This is a genomic window from Meridianimarinicoccus zhengii (genome assembly GCF_003254465.1).
Classification (GTDB): domain Bacteria; phylum Pseudomonadota; class Alphaproteobacteria; order Rhodobacterales; family Rhodobacteraceae; genus Meridianimarinicoccus; species Meridianimarinicoccus zhengii.
In genome coordinates, this window is the sequence record NZ_QDFI01000024.1 from 37,353 (window position 1) to 53,707 (window position 16,355).

Consider the following 16,355-nt stretch of genomic DNA (forward strand, 5'->3'; position numbering starts at 1 on the left):
CACATGTGCGACCCGGATGCGGGAGATGTGAGACTTTGTTCAAAAACCTTCGGGATTGTATCGGCCGTCCGCGTCAAGAAGATCGCCTCCAAATGCCAGCGCACTGAAGAGACGGGCTGGTCTTGCACCCGTTCTGCCGGACACTCAGGCAATCGCGGTTTGAACTGAGATGAACTCGTGGGGCGTGCGCATTTTCGTATCCATCCGGCCACGCTTGCAGTTACCCAAGGGTCGATTGGCGACGTGATCGCCTCCCGGACTTGGCCCTGCCAGCACCGATCTGGTCATGACACGTCGTGTGGCCCCGAACGATCGAGGTGCAGGCATGCCCGGCGCCGGATGATCGAGACATCCTTGCGGACCCTGAGGACGGTTGCCGGATCGAGGAACTGCGTCTGGCCACCGCCGACCACCTGGCCAACTGAATCGCGCTCTGCTGCGTCGTGGCGTGGCGCGTGTGATGGTTACGTCTCTGGTCCGCTGATGGCATTGTCCGCAAGGGAAGGCCTGCCGCCACATCGATCCCGCCGGGGGATTAAAGCATCAACGCCGATGCACGCGGCCGATCACCCATCGACTGTCGCAGGTAGAAGCTCGTCCAGCGCCGCCGCGACCTGCAAGGCGAACTTGGCAGCCGCGACCGGAAGCGTGCGGCCGCGCAACTGCCCGAGCAGGAGCATCCCCGTCGGCACGTCGCGGGCATGCAGGGCGCGCACCACCAAGCGGGGGTCGCGCAGCGGCAGCAGGCCGATGGGGATCTGGAAGCTGACCGCGCGTTCGCGCAACACGTACTCGCGCATCAACTCGAAGCTGTCGGCCTCCATCACCGGGTTGAGCGCAAGCGAGCGTCCGCGTGTCGCCACATCCAGCAGATGCCTGACCCCGTATTCGGCAGACGGCACCACATGGGGCCCATGCAGGCAGTCGCGCAGCCGCAGCTTCGGCTTACCGGCGAGCGGATGATCGGTCGCCATGATCGCGCAGACCGGTTGGGCGACCGCCTTTATGACCTCGAAATCGGCCAGATACTGCGGCTCGAACACCAGTGCCAGGTCGCTCGAGAATGTGCCAAGCTCGCGTTCCGCGTCGGCCCGATCGCGGACCCTGACCGAGAACGTGACGCGGGGGTGCTGCGCGCGGTACTTCGAGATCTGGTCCGGCAGAAAGATCGGGTTCAGGCCCTGACTGCAGGCGATGGAGATGTGACCCCGCCTTTCGCCCGCGAGGTCCGCGATCTGTCCGCGCAGGCGATCGAGGTCGCTCATCTGGCTGCGGATATGCTGCATCAGCAACTCCCCGGCGGGGTTCAGGCGCATGCCGCGTGGCAAACGCTCGAACACCTGACACCCAAGTTCGGCCTCGAACGCCTGGATCCGCCGGTTCAGCGCCGACGAGGTGATGTTCATGTCTTCGGCGGCCTTCCGGATCGACCCCGCCCGCGCGACATCCCTGATCAGGTACAATGTCTGCAAGTGCCTCATGCGGCGGAACTCTTTCAATAGCGCTGCATGAAATGCAGCGTTCTGCTGAGAATATAGCATTGGAGTTCAGCGCAAGGAAGGCGCAGCGTTTCGGCATGTGCAAGGTCGGCCGCGCCCTCCGATGGCGCAGGCGGATCCGCAATCGGCTGTCAGAAGGGGAAACGACGTGTCAGACACAGCGCGATCCACACCAGGAACGGCAGATCCGGCGGCACCGGCAGGTGTCCTTGATAATGCCGCCAGTTCAGGCGCCGAGGCTCACATGCGCGGCGGCGATGCGCCACCCCTCCGGCAGGCGTATCCAGACCTGGGTTTGCGCGCCGCGCCGCCCGGACAGACGGCGCCGGTACTCGGCCGTGGCGACCGCCACGTCGTTCGACAGCGCCATGATGTCCACCCGCAAGAGGTCGCGCGCGATGTCGGTGGTATCGCGCCCCCTGCGGAAGGCTGCCATCTGGTCCAGCCCGTAATGGCCGCTTTCATCGGTCATTCGCACCGTCGCGGGATCGTCGCGGAAAAAACCGATCAACGTCTCGACATTGTTGGCCAGAAGCGCGTCCTCATAAGCGTCGAAGGCAGCGCGGACCTCGGACTGGACGTTTCCTGCATCGAACGCGCGCATTGCCGCCCCTTCCATCTGACCGCTGGTCCAAGGCTAGACGCAGCGTGGCGCCCCCACAAGGCCCCCGGCGCCGCGGTGACGGGGGCACGGGCATGACGCACGGCATATCCCTGCACGCCGAGCCGGCCCCGATCACGCTGGTTCCCGCGCGCACTGCACTTGTCATCATCGACATGCAGCGTGACTTTCTTGAATCCGGCGGTTTCGGCGAGGCCCTGGGCAACGATGTCGGCCTGTTGCAGGGCGCGGTCGGACCGTGCCGCACCGCGCTGGCCGCAGCCCGCGCGGCAGGGCTGCTCGTGATTCACACCCGCGAGGGCCACCGCCCCGACCTGTCCGATGCCCCCCCTGCAAAGGTCGCGCGCGGCGCACCTGAACGCCGCATCGGCGATCCCGGCCCGATGGGTCGGATCCTGATCCGGGGCGAGCCCGGCCATGATATCGTGGCCGCCCTCGCGCCCCGCCCCGGCGAGCCGGTGATCGACAAGCCGGGCAAGGGCGCCTTTCACCAGACCGACCTCGACCAGATGCTCCGCAATGCCGGTATCGACACGCTGGCCGTCTGCGGCGTGACCACCGAGGTCTGCGTCCACACCACGATCCGCGAGGGCAACGACCGGGGCTACCGCTGCGTCGCGCTCGGCGATGCCTGCGCGTCGTACTTCCCCGAGTTCCACCGCGTCGGGCTGGAGATGATCAAGGCACAGGGCGGCATCTTCGGCTGGGTCAGCGATTCCGGCGCCTTCGCGACCGCCGTTCGCAGCACCACGCAAGCCGCCTGAAACCGCGCCCTTCAAATCGGAGAGACACCATGTCGGCATCCTCGTCGAAACTCTGGACCCAAGGCGACTGGAACGCCGTGTTCGGTCTGGGCACCAACGTGCTGGTCAACCTGCTGGTGATGACCGGGCTTCTGAAATTCGTGGTCGGCCTGCCCGACGAGTTGATCTTCGGTCGCATCCTTCCGGCCGTCGGGCTCATGCTTTTCCTGGGCAATGCCTATTATGCGTGGATGGGCTACAAGCTCGCCCGGAAGGAAGGGCGCCACGATGTCTGCGCCCTGCCTTCGGGGCCGTCGGTGCCGCACATGTTCATCGTGGTCTTCGTGATCATGCTCCCGATCCTCGGCACCACCGGCGATCCGGTGAAGGCGTGGGAGGCCGGACTCGCCTGGGTGTTCATTCAGGGCTTCATCCTGCTCGGTGGTGCCTGGGTCGCGCCGCTGATCCGCCGCATCACCCCGCGCGCAGCGCTTCTCGGCACGCTCGCGGGCGTCTCGATCGCCTTCATCGCCATGCGCCCGGCGCTGGAAATCTTCATGACATCGATCATCGGGCTGTCGTGCCTCGCGATCATCCTCGCCAGCTGGTTCGGTGGCGTTCGCTACCCGCGCGGGCTGCCCGCCGGGCTGGTCGCGATCCTGTTCGGCGTGATCGTGGCCTGGGGCGCCACAGCGCTCGGCTTTCCCGAGATCGGCGGCATGAGCGGTGCAGCACTCCTGTCCAGTTTCGCGAGCTTCGGTTTCTCGATCCCGCTGCCGGCCGTCGGTCACGTGTTCTCGGGTTTCGAGTTCCTCGGCTTCATTCTCGTGACCGCCATTCCCTTCGGCGTCTACGACCTGGTCGAGGCGATGGACAACGTGGAAAGCGCCGAAGCCGCCGGCGACAGCTATTCCACCACCGAGGCGATCACCGCCGAGGGCGCCATATCGCTGATCGGCACGCTGCTCGGCTCGCCTTTCGCCAACGCGGTCTACATCGGTCACCCGGGCTGGAAGGCAATGGGCGGACGGATCGGCTATTCGCTGGCCACCGGCGCATTGGTGCTGCTGCTGACGTGGTTCGGCATTCTTGCAGTGTTTCTCAACCTCGTGCCGGTAGTCGCCATCGCGCCGATCCTGCTCTATATCGGGATGCTGATCGGGGCGCAGGCGTTCCAGACCACGCCACTGGCCCACGCTCCGGCGATCATCCTGGGGCTGGTGCCGCATCTTGCAGCCTGGGCGAAGACGCTGATCGACGGGGCGCTCGGGGCCGCGGGTGTCACCGTGACGCCCGACCTGATCGCCGCCATGGCAACGGGCGGTGTGCTCTACGACGGGCTGGCGATCCTCGGGAACGGGGCGATCCTGTCGGGCCTCGTCCTGGCCGCCATCGGGGTCTTCGTGATCGAACGCCGCTTTGTCCTTGCCGCCGGTTTCGCCGGGGCCGGTGCGGTGCTGACCTTCTTCGGGTTCATGCATGGGCCCGCTGTCGGCTTTGCGGTGACGCCGATGGTGGCGATTGCCTATGGGATGGTGGCGGCACTGTTCGTGCTGTGTGACCGGCTGAACTGGGCCGAGGCGCCCGATGCCCGGCCCGCGCCTGAATTCGATGCGGCCGAGGCGCAGCCGGCAGAATGACCGCAGCACCCTCGGATCCCGACCACCAGATCGACGCGGCCTCGGCGATGGTGGGCTTGCCCATTGCCGCGGCGTGGCGGCCCGGCGTGTGGCAGTTTCTGGTCGTCGCCCGGCAGATGACGGACATACTGGAGGCCGTGCCCCTGGCGGACGACGACCTCGCCCTCGCGCCGGTCTTCCGCTTGCCACGCCCGACCGGGAACGATGCCGATGCTTGACCTTGCGACCGACCCTCTCGGCCCCGTGATATCTGCCGGGGATATCGCGCGCGCGGTCTTGGATGGCCGTGTGAGCGCGCGGGCGGTGGCCGAGGCGACGCTGGCGCGGATCGCGCAGCTGAACCCCATGCTCAACGCTTTCACCGACATCACGGCCGACCGCGCCTTGCGCGAGGCCGATGCCATAGATTCAGCGCTCGCGCGTGGCACCGTGGTCGGTCCGCTGGCCGGTGTTCCGGTCGCAGTGAAAAACCTGGTCGATGTGGCGGGCTTGCCGACGCGCGCGGGGTCGCGCATCAACCGCGACCTGCCGCCCGCGACCACTGATGCGACCCTCCTGCGCCGCCTGAACCGTGCGGGGGCGGTGCTGGTTGGTGCGTTGAACATGGGCGAGTTCGCCTATGATTTCACCGGCGAGAACGCCCACGATGGCCCGTGCCGCAACCCCCATGACCCTGGACGGATGAGCGGCGGTTCCTCGTCTGGCTGCGGTGTCGCGACGGCCGCAGGGCTTGCGCCGATCTCGCTCGGGTCCGACACGAACGGCTCGCTTCGGGTGCCCGCATCGCTGTGCGGCGTGTTCAGCCTCAAGCCCACCTATGGCCGCCTGTCACGCGCGGGCACGTTTCCCTTCGTTGACAGCCTCGACCACCTTGGCCCCTTTGCCCGCAGCGCCAGGGATCTCGCCCTTGCCTATGACGCGATGCAGGGCCCCGATCCGGCGGACCACGCCTGCGCCGGGGACGCCCCGGAACCGGCATTGCCGGACCTCGCGCGTGGAATTGCCGGACTTCGCATCGGCTGCCCGACCGGCTGGATCGCGCGGCAGGCAGGGGGCGAGGCCCGCGCGGCTTCCGATCGTGCCGCAGCCGGGATGGCCGACGCGGGTGCGGTCCTGCGCGACATCGACCTCGACGGGGCCGAGGCCGGGCGCGCCGCGGCCTATCTCATCACCAATTCCGAAAGCGCCGCGTTTCACCTCGACCGCTTGCGAAGCCGGTCCAATGAATTCGACCCCGACACCCGCGACCGGTTCCTGGCCGGGGCGCTTCTGCCCGCGGCCTGGATCGCCCGGGCGCAACGGGTACGGCGCTGGTGGCTGGATCAGGCGCTCGCGGTGTTCCGAGATGTCGATCTGCTGGTGCTGCCGGCCACACCCTGTCCGGCGCCGGTGCTGGGCGCGCGGACCTTGACGCTCGACGGAACCGACCTGCCGTTGCGCCCCAGCCTCGGGATACTGGCGCAACCGTTTTCCTGCATCGGCCTGCCGGTGGTGACAGTGCCTGTGTTCGCGCCGGGGTCGCTACCGCTCGGGGTGCAGATCGTCGCCCCGCCCTGGTGCGAGGCCCGCGCGTTGCAAGCTGCTTCGGTGCTGTGTGATGCGGGACTGGCCGCAGCCCATCCGCCCCCGCCGACACCGACGGTACCGTCACCTGGAAATGGAGGTTGATCGTCACAAACCGCCTGATCGACGGTCGTGAACCGGTCCCCCTCTCAACCGGGATCCTGGGCACGACCATGGCTGCGCCGGGACGGGCGCGCTCGCCGGGGTCTGAGCCTCACCGGAATCCACCGGCACGAACACGGCCACGCGATCCGGCGACCACAGGCCCTTCTTCTTCAGGTCACGCCGCCAGCCGTAGATCTGGGACGCCGTACACTCGACCAGATCGACTGGCACCGGAATTCCCGTGAAAGCGGGGCACCCGAACTGCCCCGCCTTCAATCACACAACCCGCATCACGCGACCTGTGCGGCTCCGGTGGCGAGCGATTTCTTCTGATCGTAGAAGGGGCGTTCGACCATGTCGGCGCGCACCAGCATATTGTCCACGAGCACCTGAACATCGTTGCCGATCACGGCCTGCTCGGCATCGACCATCGCCAGCGCGATGTTCTTCCCGAGCCGCGGAGAATAGACAGCCGAGGTCACCCTGCCGATGCGCGACGCGTCCTTGAGGATAGGCCAGAAATCCGTATTCGGTCGTTCCAGCGGGTCAATGTCGAGAACGAGGCCGACCTGCTTGCGGGCCACGCCTTCATCGCGGATCCGGCGCAGCGCCGCCTTGCCGACGAACTCCGCATCCATATCGAGGTTGACCAGACGATCCAGACCAAGCTCGAACGGATTGGTCTGCGCGTCCATATCCGCATGGTAGGACAGCATCCCTGCCTCGATCCGCCGGATAGTCGAGGTGTGACCGGGTTGAAGGCCATAGGGCGCGCCGGCGGCCATGACCCTTTCCCACAGCTCATCACCGCGCGTTTCGTCCTGCAGATACAGCTCATAGCCAAGTTCGCTCGACCAGCCGGTGCGCGAAACGACCAGCGGGATGCCGTCAAGCTCAAGCTCGCGCAGCCAGAAATAGCGAAGGCCCACGATCTCATCGCCGAAGAGCGCCTGCATGATGTAGCGCGACTGCGGCCCTTGGAGCTGGAGCGGCGAGACGTCGGGTTCGCGGATCGTCACGTCCATGCCTGAATGCACGGCAAAGCCCTGCGCCCAGAGCAGGATGTCGCTGTCCGCGAGCGACAGCCAAACCTTGTTCTCGGCCAGCCGAAGGGCGATCGGATCGTTCAGGATGCCGCCATCGGCATTGGTGATCAGCACGTACTTGCACTGGCCAACCGCCATCGTCGACAGGTCGCGCGGTGTCAGCATCTGGGTGAACCGCATCGCGTCCGGCCCGGTGATCTCGACCTGGCGCTCCACGGCCACGTCACACAGGATCGCCGCGTTCACGAGGTTCCAGAAATTCTGTTCGGGATCGCCGAAATCTCGCGGGATATACATGTGGTTATAGACGGAGAATCCTTTGGCTCCCCACCGCACCGTCGCGTTGAAATAGGGTGACTTCCTGATCTGCGTTCCGAAACCGAAACCTTGCGCTTTCATCATTCCGCGGCCCTCCCAAACCGATAGGAATTCGCGCTGCTGTCTTGCCTTTTTGGTTCCCGCAATGGCGCGGCAAACTCACTCAAGCATCATGCAACAGACAGGGTGCATCCCCGCCGGGGAGACGCTTGACATATCGTCCCCGCTTCAGTCGCGATATAACCGACACCTTGGATGCTGGAACCGTCAGAAGCACGAGACACGTCCGCCGATACCGGTCCACCGTTCAGCGAGAAGCGCGGATCTTGGGTTAGCGGTTAAGAAGCGTGCAATTTTGCATCTGCAGCTTATTTGGTGCAGCGAGGTCGATTTCAGACGCTCCTCGAAAAAGCGCACACGGAAGACCGGAGCCTTCCGTGTGCGAAGTCCAGCAGGGAGGCAGTAAAGGTCACGACAACTCAGGCAGTTGCCGTGCCACACGACGCCACGACACTGGGCCGCCGCGCCGATCGGTTGGCCGCGAAAGGCGGTGTCAGAATCCAACTGAAGCACCGGAAGCCTGGGCAAGTCCTCTCGAGCGTCAAGCCTGGCACGGGTCATCTGATGCACCTTTGTATTGCGGCATCACGGCGAAAGCTGCGCGGCGGCTCGGGCATTCTTGAGAACGACTCCCGCTCAGGCCCCTGTTCCGGCAGAGCGGCCTCAGGAACCAGGGGTATCCCTGAAGACCGATCCACCGGATCGCCACGCAACTGCGCTCAAAGCTCGGACAGTGTCAGATTTGTGTGTTCTCGACCGCCTGATTGATGCGGTCGGCCAACTCCGGGTCCTGCTGCGCCGCCTGAAGGAGTGCGTCATACTCTTCCAGAGTGATGTTCGGCGCCTCTTCGACCGCCTCCATCATCTCCTGCGCAGCCTCCTGATTGATCTGCTGGCGCTGCTCTTCGGTTTGGGCTGCTTGAAACGGCCCGCTGTAGCTCGCACGGATCTCCTCGACCTGCACGAGCGCGGCCGCGAAGGCTTCGATTTTCTCGTCATCGAAGGCGGTTGCCTGAGCCAGGACGAGCGGTGTCGGGTCCGATGTCACGTCATTGGCGGCAACGGCCGCCGGGAGTGCACCCAGCGCGGCGACCAGTCCGCATCCAGCCAGAATGGTCGTCAATTTGCGCGTCTCGATCATGGTCGTTCATCCTCGTTTGTTACAGCAGCCACTGCGCGACGGGTTGCGCTTGGCCTGAAGACAGGACAGTCCCTGATGCTCTGGGGTTCCACGGTCCGGGAGTTTTTTGAACCTGACGCCCTAGGCGGAACTTTTTCGGACCTGGGCCTGTCACTTCTGTGGCGAGGGCGACGACGGGAGCGAAAATGCAGGAAACGAAATGGCTGATCGCGCGGGAAATCCCTCGATTGCGCCGCTACGCACTTGCACTGACACGCGATCCCGTCGCGGCCGATGACCTTGTCCAGGACACGCTGGAGCGCGCGATCCGGAAGCGGCACCTGTGGAAGCGCCATGGCACCATTCGTGGCTGGATGTACCAGATTTTGTATCGGACGTTCCTCAACCAGAGCACGCGCCGCAGGCGCCGAGCCCTCGAAGTTGATATCGACGATGCGCCGGAGCCGATTGCGCCGGGGTCGCCGGAGGCCGGCCTCGTTCGCCGGGACATCGTCGACGCCTTGTGTGATCTCCCCACCGAGCAACGCGCGGCAATCGCGCTGACAGCGATCGAGGGCCTGTCCTACGATGAGGCAGCGGCGGCGCTCGACATCCCTCTGGGCACATTACGTTCGCGGCTGTCGCGCGGAAGAGAGCGTCTCCGTGCAAACTTCGACGCGACAGAGCTCTGTCTACGGCAGGTGAAGTGAAATGACCGAACGCCTTGAAATCGACGAACTGGACCTTCTCGCGCTCGCCGACGGAGTGTTCGACGATGACCCCGCACGCAAGGCGGAGCTGGAATCTGCAGTCGCGGACAGTCCGCGTGCTGCGGCCCAGCTCGCAGACTACCGCGCCCAAACGGCAGCGCTTCGCGCCGCCTATGCCGGCGTCCTCGCCGAGCCGGTCCCGGAAAGGCATTATGCTGCTCTGGACGGCGCGGACAAAGGGCGGGCGCGACCCATGATGCGACGCGCTGCAGCCGGACTGTTGATCGTTGCGGCGGGCATGGGCGGCTGGCTGATCGGGAATGGCGATGACGATCCCATCCGGCAAGCCCTGCTTGACGAAAGCTATCGCCAGTTCCAGCTGCACGGCTCCAACGAGGCAAACGCAGCTTCCACCGTTGCCGCAGGGTCTGCCATCAACTGGGCCGACGAGGGTGTGGCCATGCGCCTGTCGGCGCCCGATCTTTCGTCCCAGGGGTTCACGATCGTCGAGAAACGCGGCGTACGGATCGGCAAGGACCAGATTGTTGCGCTCAAGTACATGTCGCAGGACGGTCGCGCGTTCAGCCTCTTTCTCACACCGCGATGGGCGAACCGGCCCGGGCCGATCGTCGAACAGGAACGCGACGGTGTGGCGCTGGCCTATTGGCACGACGGGCCGCTGGCCTCCTCCATCGCGACGACGCTGCCACAGGATCAGGCTCGCCATCTCGCCCGGACGGTGCGCGATGCGATGCGCGAAGATGCTGCAACGCCTCCCGCAATTCTTGAGCCGGACCCACGGCTCTTGCGCAACCCGGCAGCGGGCGTCATGGCCGACACGCTCGGATCACAGCCAGGACCTGGGGCGTCCGCACCCGGCGAAGGGCCTCAACCAGCCTCCGTTACGCCGAATTGAGCGGTCTGGCGAAATACGGCCTGACCAGGAATTCGGGTTGTCGGGCATCTTGCCGGCCGCGCACTGATGCGCATGACGTGCAGCGGCCAGAGACACCCCGCATCCTTTGATGGAGGCGATCCGGGTCAGTCTCCGCAGCAAGATCTCGGCCGATCAGCCGGTTCTATACGGAACTCCGCAACTCTTGGGTCGTGGCGGTTCACGTGACAGCCGCTCGGCACGAAACTCTCATGAGCACTCTACCGCGCCCCGCTACTTTTTCGGCGTTGACGCAACCTTCCGGACCGAACGCCTGTCTCTTAGGCAGGGCGTTGTGGCCACCAGACGCCCGGCGGCTGGAACGAGGAGACCGAAATCATGACAGACATCCCAATGGCAAAGACGTTTCTCGCGGCGTTTGGACTTGCCGTCTTCGGTGGTGCCTTGCCCATGGTCGCACTTGCGAACGACGCGACGTTCGGCAGCGCCCCGTTGGTACTGGCACAAGCCCCGTCCTTCGACGAGGACAAGATCGAAGCCTTCGCAATGGCAGAGGCCAAGATTCAAAAAATTCGGTCCGCCTACGCCCCGGAACTCGAGACCGCCGAGAGCAAACTGGAGCAAATCGAGATCCGACGGCAGGCGGGCACCGAGATGGTGACAGCTGTCAGCCAGACCCCCGGGATCACGCTCGAGGAATACAATGCAATCGTCGACACCGCGGCGGCCGACCCGGTCCTGGCTGCGCGGGTCGACGAAGCGCTGGCCGAGCGGACGGAGTAAACGTCCGAAAGACAGCCGGCGCAGCAAAGAGAAAGGCGGAAACACATGGTTACCAATCTTGACCCTCGAGTGTGTCGCAGCGTGATGGCGTTCGCCATTGTCTTGTCGCCGTCATTTGTCGGCGCACAGGAGACCGCTCTGCCCACCATCCCAAGCGATACGGTCATCGTCGAGCAGGCCCCGGAAACGACCCTGGCAGACGATCTCATCGGCCTGCCGGTCACCGGCCAGCAAGAGAAAAGGATCGGCACCGTCGCTACGCTGCTCTTCGACGCCGACCATGAGATTGCCGGGGTCGTTATCGAACTCAGCGGCTTTCTCGGCTTTGGCTCCAAGCAGGTGGCCCTTTCCCGCGATGCCGTCGAGTTCCGCGAAGAGGAAGGACGGCCGGTCGTCGCCCTTGTCGATCTGACGGCCGCCCAGCTTGAAATCGCACCAGACTTCCTCAACCGCGACGCGCTCGAGTTCCAGCAGCAACAACAGCAGTCGCAACAGGAGCGTCAGCTTCAATTGGAGCCGGGGCAGCAATAAGGTCGGAGGGCCGCCTTCGTTCTGGCCGACACTGGCCGCGCCGGTTCAGCACTTCAGGCGCAATTTTCGCGGTCTGGATTACCAGCGTTGGCCGCGGCAGCGCTTGCCCCATCCTAGCTCCCACCTGTTTTTCACGTGGGCTTGCAAGACGAGCATGCCACAGGACCGCCGCGCGAGGTGGTGCTTGCAGCCTGTACTGACGCCGGCGCGGCGAGGCAGCTCTCGCCCATGCGGCTGACATACCTTGATGCGGCCGGCTCGATTTTCCGCTCGCCCACCTGTCCGGTGCTGCTTCATGGTTTCACCAGATCCGCGGTTCATGGATCGCGCAGCGGTTTCGAAGCGCCCAGTAGCGCCGCGGGCGCTCGACCAATTGTGGCTTTGGCAATTCGCCCTGGCGTCAGCGGCGGAAATCGCGACCTGGTCGCCGTCTGCAATCAACCTTCTTCAGCCGCGCGCGTCGCTGAAAGACGCGCCGGGACCAATGGAACCCATTGCCTTGATAAGCCCCAATCGACACGGGATTGGCGTTTTGCCGCCATGCGCCGCCTTTGGTCAGTGTCACCTACCTGTCATGTGGGCTTGTTAGGCGGGTCGGGTTCGTGCTCGAAAGGAGACAAGACGATGACGAAATTTCACGGTCTGGCCCTGTCCGCGGCGACCGCAGCTCTGCTTGCCGGTCCCGTTGCCGCACAATCCACACCCGCCGATGTCTGCCCCAATCCGCTGAAGATGGCCGATACCGGCATCTAGGGCATGACCACGCTGACCGAGGCCTTCGCGCCCTTCGCCGAAACCTTCGAAGAAATCTCCGGCGTGGCGCTCGAACTTTACTCGCTGTCCAACCGGACCGCAGCGGGCAACGCGCTGCAATACGACGAGGTCGATCTGGTGTTCGCCGGGCCGTCGGAATTCGTGCTGTTCCAGCAACTGGCGGAAATGGACATCCTGTTCTCCATCGTGCGCCCGAACTACGGCTCCAGCTTCGTGGTCAAGGCGGACAGCGACATCGAGACGCTCGCGGAACTCGAAGGTCGCCGCGTGGCACTGAAGGATGCAGGCTCGACCTCGGGCCATATCTTCCCGTCGATGATGCTGGCCGAGGCCGGGCTCGATCTCGAACGCGATCTGGAAATCATCATGGCCGGCGATGCGCGTATCCAGGTGCTGATCAACGGCGATGTCGATGCCATGGGCGGCGGCAACAAGGACTGGGACGCCGTGCGCGAACAGGACCCCGACACCGAATACCGTCTGCTCGCCCAGACCGACACGCTGCCCGGCGATCCGGTCGTCATGCGCGCGTCGCTGCCGCAAGACTGCCGCGACGCCCTGCGCGCTACGCTCAGCGCGCATACCGACACCCTGTGGTCGGCGCTGATCGAAACGGATCGCAACGAGGACAAGTTCCTTGAGCGCGACGCATACATGTCCTTCGAAACCGACCCCGCCATCTATGACATGGTGCGCGACGCCTATGAGGCCGCGGGTATCGAACTCGGCAGCTGATCCGGCACCGGCACACGCAACACGGGCCGCCCCGCCGGATTGCAGGCGGGGCGGCCCATTCGATTTGGAAGGACAGACCGCATGACCGCGACCGCCCCGGTTCTCGATGTCAGCGACCTGCATGTCAGCTACGGCGATCTCGCGATCCTGCGCGGCGTGACATTCTCCGTCGGGCGCGGCGAAGGGGTTGTGCTGCTGGGGGCGAATGGCAGCGGCAAATCCACCTTGATGCGAGCCATCAACGGGCTTGCCCCGGCCACGTCGGGACAGGTCACGCTTGACGGGACCCCAATCATCGGGGCGCGCCGCGCGACCCTGCGCAAGGCCCGCCGCCAGATGGGCTATGTGTTTCAGCAGTTCAACCTCGTGCCGCAGTTGAGCGCCTTTCAGAACGTGCTCTTCGGCGTGATGGGGCAGCGGCCCCTCGGGATCCTCAACTGCATCAACGCGGTCGCGCGCAGCGAAGATCGGGCGCGCGCGCTCGATTGTCTCGACCGCGTTGGACTCGCCGACCGCGCGGAGCATCGGCCGACGGAACTGTCCGGCGGCCAGCAGCAACGGGTCGCCATCGCGCGCATGCTGATGCAGCAACCGACCATGGTGGTGGCCGACGAGCCGATCGCGAGCCTCGATCCCAAGGCGGGGCGCGAGGTGCTGGACCTGTTGTGGCGGATCGTCGACGACGAAGGGCTGAGCATGCTCTGTTCGCTGCACCAGCTTGACCTCGCCCGGGAATACGGGGATCGCGTCATCGGGCTGAAGGCCGGCACCGTCCTGATCGACGACGCGACGGGCAGCATCGATCCGGCGCGCCTCGACGGGCTCTACGAGGGCGCGACCCGGCCCGAAGATGCCACCGGCGCCAAGATCGCCGCAGCCTGAGGCCAGCGAGACACCATGTCCGACCAGACCCCGACCATCCCCCGGTTCCGCAGTCCATCGCCGGTGGCGTGGATCATCGCAGTGGCTTTTCTCGCCTTCTTCCTGCAGGGGCTCTGGGCGGCCGACATGTCGCTGGATCGGTTGCAGCGCGGCGCGCTGAACCTCGCGCGGTTTCTCGGCCAGGCGATGCCGCCCGATTTCAGCAACTGGTACGGCATCGCCGACGCCATGTGGGAAACGCTGAACATCGCCATCGTAGGCGTCACCTTCGGCTGCCTGTTCTCGATCCCGCTCGCGATCCTCGCGGCCAGCAACACCAGCCCCAACAGGGTGGTGCGCACCGTCGCACGCCTCGTGATCGCGGTATCGCGCACCATTCCAGACCTGATCTGGGCACTGATCTTCGTCGTCGCGGTCGGCCTCGGCCCGCTTGCCGGGATATTGGCGATCATCATGGACACCATCGGCTTTGCCGCGCGCTTCTATTCCGAACGCTTCGAAGAGGTCCAGAAGGGACCTTCGGAGGCGCTGACATCGACCGGGGCGGGCCGGCTTTCGGTCATCATGGGCGCGATCTTGCCCGAGAGCTTCGCGTCGATGACGGCGACATCGCTTTTCAGCGTCGAAAAGGCGATCCGTTCGGCTGTGACGCTCGGCCTCGTCGGGGCTGGCGGGATCGGGGTCGAACTGTCGACGGCGATGCGGCTTTTCCGTTATGACGATGCCGCGGCGATCATCCTCGTCGTGCTGGTTGCGGTCATCGGGTTCGAACAGTTGTCATCCTCGATCCGCAAGCGTGTCATCTGACGCGCCGCTGATGCAGCGCCGCGAGGTGGGCGCTTGCAGGCGCATGCCAGCGAACACGATGATCTTGATGCACCCATGCGGCGAAGCAGGGGGCTGACGGAAACCGCGCCATGTGCAGCCGCCGTCCGTCAACGCCGCCGCACGGGCCTGCGGCATCGGAGCCTTCACACGTGCCGTTCACTGTCGAAAACCTTCGCGGTCGCATTGCAAACCGGGCGCGCGCCGCGAATGGCAGGAAGGCCCCGCGCCGCTGCCGCTGATCGCGCGCCTGCGGCGAATGGCTGATCTCGTGAAATTGTAATGCAGCATTCTGCGCGTTGGTGGAAGTCGGTTGAGGGCCTTGAACGAAGAGCCGCGCGGTTATCAAGGGACCCACCCGCTGCCCTGCCGCAAATCCGCTTGGAGCCCAGACTGACCCCATTGTGGCGGGGCCATTTCGCGCGTGCAGCGACGCCCACCACGTATTGGACGGCCCAAATTCGACCTCCAGTCACCTCAGCAATGCTGCACCGCGGCTCGTCGTTGCTGACTTTTGCCGCACCGTCAGGCGCAGCGGGAGACACACAAACTTTCATGGTGCAGGCGGGTTGCCTATCCGTTTACTCCGGCCGAAATTAGACGCAATCGTTTAGTGCCATGCAAATCGACCGCGAAGCAAAATGGGAAAAGACAATGACCGGAACCTGTCTGTGCGGCGCGGCGCGCATCACGATCGAAGCGAAGCCTGAATTCATACATGACTGCAACTGCGATCTCTGCCGCAAGTCTGGAGGCGCGTGGGGGTATTTCTCGTCGTCGCAGGTCCGCACCGACGGGCCGACCTCGTCAGTGATGCGCAATGACAAGGCGGACCCCGCCGCAGAAGTGCATTCGTGCCGGTCCTGTCACACGACCCTGCATTTCGTAATCGCCAAGCCATTCCAGGACCAACACGGCCCGATCGACATTGTAGGTGTGAACATGCGCCTGTTCGAACTGCACGAGCTCGAGGGCGTCGAAGTCCGGTTCCCCAATGGCAAGGATTGGTCGGGAGTGGGACCCTTTGAGTACCGTCGCCCCGCAGAGACGATCGACAGGCAGAATGGCTTGTAGGGCCCAGATAACTGCAACGATCCGCCAGAAGATCTAGGTAAGGACGGCTTATAGCCGCCGCTGGTCGACCCAGCCTTATGCTGCGGTGCCGCCCGTCGAAGCGGCCATTCAAGCCCCTCGCAGCATCTTCACTCGGCCCACGACGGCAGTGCGGACGTCTCGCCGTTCGCTGCACGTACCCAGTTTGCGCTGCGTCAGCGAAGGTATCCAACAGGATGGCGGGAAAGTGGACTTGCGGCGGCGCAGCATTGTGCCAACGCGTTACCGACATAGCGGCCCTTCGCGGAACAGACTGACGTATGGAGCGGATCGTGACACTTTCATTCTGCGACCGATTGTCGAATTTCAAGGCGAGTCCGTAGCGCGCGGCGGTGGCAGCAGCGCGTCGGGTGGCTGGGGTGTGCCGTCGAGTTCCGCCTTGAACCCGAGC

18 protein-coding genes are annotated in these 16,355 nt (G+C 64.9%); 14 read left to right on the forward strand and 4 right to left on the reverse strand.

The window, feature by feature from the left end:
• Positions 1-296: 296 nt before the first annotated feature.
• Positions 297-425: a hypothetical protein gene (locus DDE13_RS23560; RefSeq protein WP_268951236.1), complete on the forward strand. Its 129-nt coding sequence runs from the start codon at positions 297-299 to the stop codon at positions 423-425.
• 141 nt (positions 426-566) lie between these two features.
• Here the strand turns inward: DDE13_RS23560 and DDE13_RS09760 are convergent, their stop codons facing one another.
• Positions 567-1,481, reverse strand: a complete 915-nt coding sequence (locus DDE13_RS09760; protein WP_111403881.1) for a LysR family transcriptional regulator — start codon at positions 1,479-1,481, stop codon at positions 567-569.
• A gap of 244 nt (positions 1,482-1,725) precedes the next feature.
• The gene (locus DDE13_RS09765; RefSeq protein ID WP_162630935.1) at positions 1,726-2,103 is read right to left on the reverse strand and encodes an AtzH-like domain-containing protein; all 378 of its coding nucleotides are present in this window, start codon (positions 2,101-2,103) and stop codon (positions 1,726-1,728) included.
• Between the two features lie 92 nt (positions 2,104-2,195).
• Between DDE13_RS09765 and DDE13_RS09770 the strand changes: the two genes are divergently transcribed.
• From DDE13_RS09770 to DDE13_RS09785, 4 genes are read left to right on the forward strand one after another with little or no spacing between them, the layout of a single operon-like run.
• Positions 2,196-2,885, forward strand: coding sequence for a cysteine hydrolase family protein (locus tag DDE13_RS09770; RefSeq protein ID WP_111403885.1), 690 nt, complete (start codon positions 2,196-2,198; stop codon positions 2,883-2,885).
• A 29-nt stretch (positions 2,886-2,914) separates the two neighbouring features.
• Entirely contained in the window at positions 2,915-4,504 is a 1,590-nt protein-coding gene (locus tag DDE13_RS09775; RefSeq protein WP_222626071.1) for a hypothetical protein, read from the forward strand.
• The gene (locus DDE13_RS09780; protein WP_111403887.1) at positions 4,501-4,722 is read left to right on the forward strand and encodes a DUF4089 domain-containing protein; all 222 of its coding nucleotides are present in this window, start codon (positions 4,501-4,503) and stop codon (positions 4,720-4,722) included. Before DDE13_RS09775 ends, DDE13_RS09780 begins: the two co-directional genes overlap by 4 nt.
• Entirely contained in the window at positions 4,715-6,172 is a 1,458-nt protein-coding gene (locus DDE13_RS09785; protein WP_111403889.1) for an AtzE family amidohydrolase, read from the forward strand. Before DDE13_RS09780 ends, DDE13_RS09785 begins: the two co-directional genes overlap by 8 nt.
• A 290-nt stretch (positions 6,173-6,462) precedes the next feature.
• Here the strand turns inward: DDE13_RS09785 and DDE13_RS09790 are convergent, their stop codons facing one another.
• Both DDE13_RS09790 and DDE13_RS09795 read right to left on the reverse strand, forming a co-directional pair.
• Positions 6,463-7,620, reverse strand: a complete 1,158-nt coding sequence (locus DDE13_RS09790) for a glycine cleavage T C-terminal barrel domain-containing protein (RefSeq protein ID WP_111403891.1) — start codon at positions 7,618-7,620, stop codon at positions 6,463-6,465.
• A gap of 712 nt (positions 7,621-8,332) precedes the next feature.
• Positions 8,333-8,737 carry a DUF4168 domain-containing protein gene (locus DDE13_RS09795; RefSeq protein ID WP_111403893.1) on the reverse strand — a complete coding sequence of 135 codons (405 nt, stop codon included), beginning with the start codon at positions 8,735-8,737 and terminating at the stop codon, positions 8,333-8,335.
• A gap of 185 nt (positions 8,738-8,922) precedes the next feature.
• Between DDE13_RS09795 and DDE13_RS09800 the strand changes: the two genes are divergently transcribed.
• The 9 genes from DDE13_RS09800 to DDE13_RS09835 all read left to right on the forward strand — a co-directional run bounded on the left by DDE13_RS09800 (position 8,923) and on the right by DDE13_RS09835 (position 15,925).
• Positions 8,923-9,426: an RNA polymerase sigma factor gene (locus DDE13_RS09800; protein WP_111403895.1), complete on the forward strand. Its 504-nt coding sequence runs from the start codon at positions 8,923-8,925 to the stop codon at positions 9,424-9,426.
• Position 9,427: 1 nt separating this feature from the next.
• The gene (locus tag DDE13_RS09805; RefSeq protein ID WP_111403897.1) at positions 9,428-10,342 is read left to right on the forward strand and encodes an anti-sigma factor family protein; all 915 of its coding nucleotides are present in this window, start codon (positions 9,428-9,430) and stop codon (positions 10,340-10,342) included.
• 357 nt (positions 10,343-10,699) lie between these two features.
• Complete coding sequence (locus DDE13_RS09810; protein WP_111403899.1) at positions 10,700-11,104, forward strand: DUF4168 domain-containing protein; 405 nt, start codon at positions 10,700-10,702, stop codon at positions 11,102-11,104.
• Positions 11,105-11,149: 45 nt separating this feature from the next.
• Entirely contained in the window at positions 11,150-11,635 is a 486-nt protein-coding gene (locus DDE13_RS09815) for a PRC-barrel domain-containing protein (protein ID WP_111403901.1), read from the forward strand.
• A gap of 624 nt (positions 11,636-12,259) precedes the next feature.
• On the forward strand, positions 12,260-12,388 hold the full coding sequence (locus DDE13_RS23565) for a hypothetical protein (protein WP_268951237.1): 129 nt from the start codon (positions 12,260-12,262) through the stop codon (positions 12,386-12,388).
• 3 nt (positions 12,389-12,391) lie between these two features.
• Entirely contained in the window at positions 12,392-13,144 is a 753-nt protein-coding gene (locus DDE13_RS09820; RefSeq protein WP_222626072.1) for a phosphate/phosphite/phosphonate ABC transporter substrate-binding protein, read from the forward strand.
• An 81-nt stretch (positions 13,145-13,225) separates the two neighbouring features.
• The gene (locus DDE13_RS09825; protein WP_111403903.1) at positions 13,226-14,026 is read left to right on the forward strand and encodes a phosphonate ABC transporter ATP-binding protein; all 801 of its coding nucleotides are present in this window, start codon (positions 13,226-13,228) and stop codon (positions 14,024-14,026) included.
• Positions 14,027-14,041: 15 nt separating this feature from the next.
• Positions 14,042-14,833 (forward strand): phosphonate ABC transporter, permease protein PhnE, encoded by a 792-nt coding sequence (gene phnE, locus DDE13_RS09830; protein ID WP_111403905.1) that lies wholly within the window; start codon positions 14,042-14,044, stop codon positions 14,831-14,833.
• Positions 14,834-15,469: 636 nt separating this feature from the next.
• The gene (locus DDE13_RS09835; protein ID WP_111403907.1) at positions 15,470-15,925 is read left to right on the forward strand and encodes a GFA family protein; all 456 of its coding nucleotides are present in this window, start codon (positions 15,470-15,472) and stop codon (positions 15,923-15,925) included.
• The last annotated feature ends 430 nt before the right edge of the window (positions 15,926-16,355 follow it).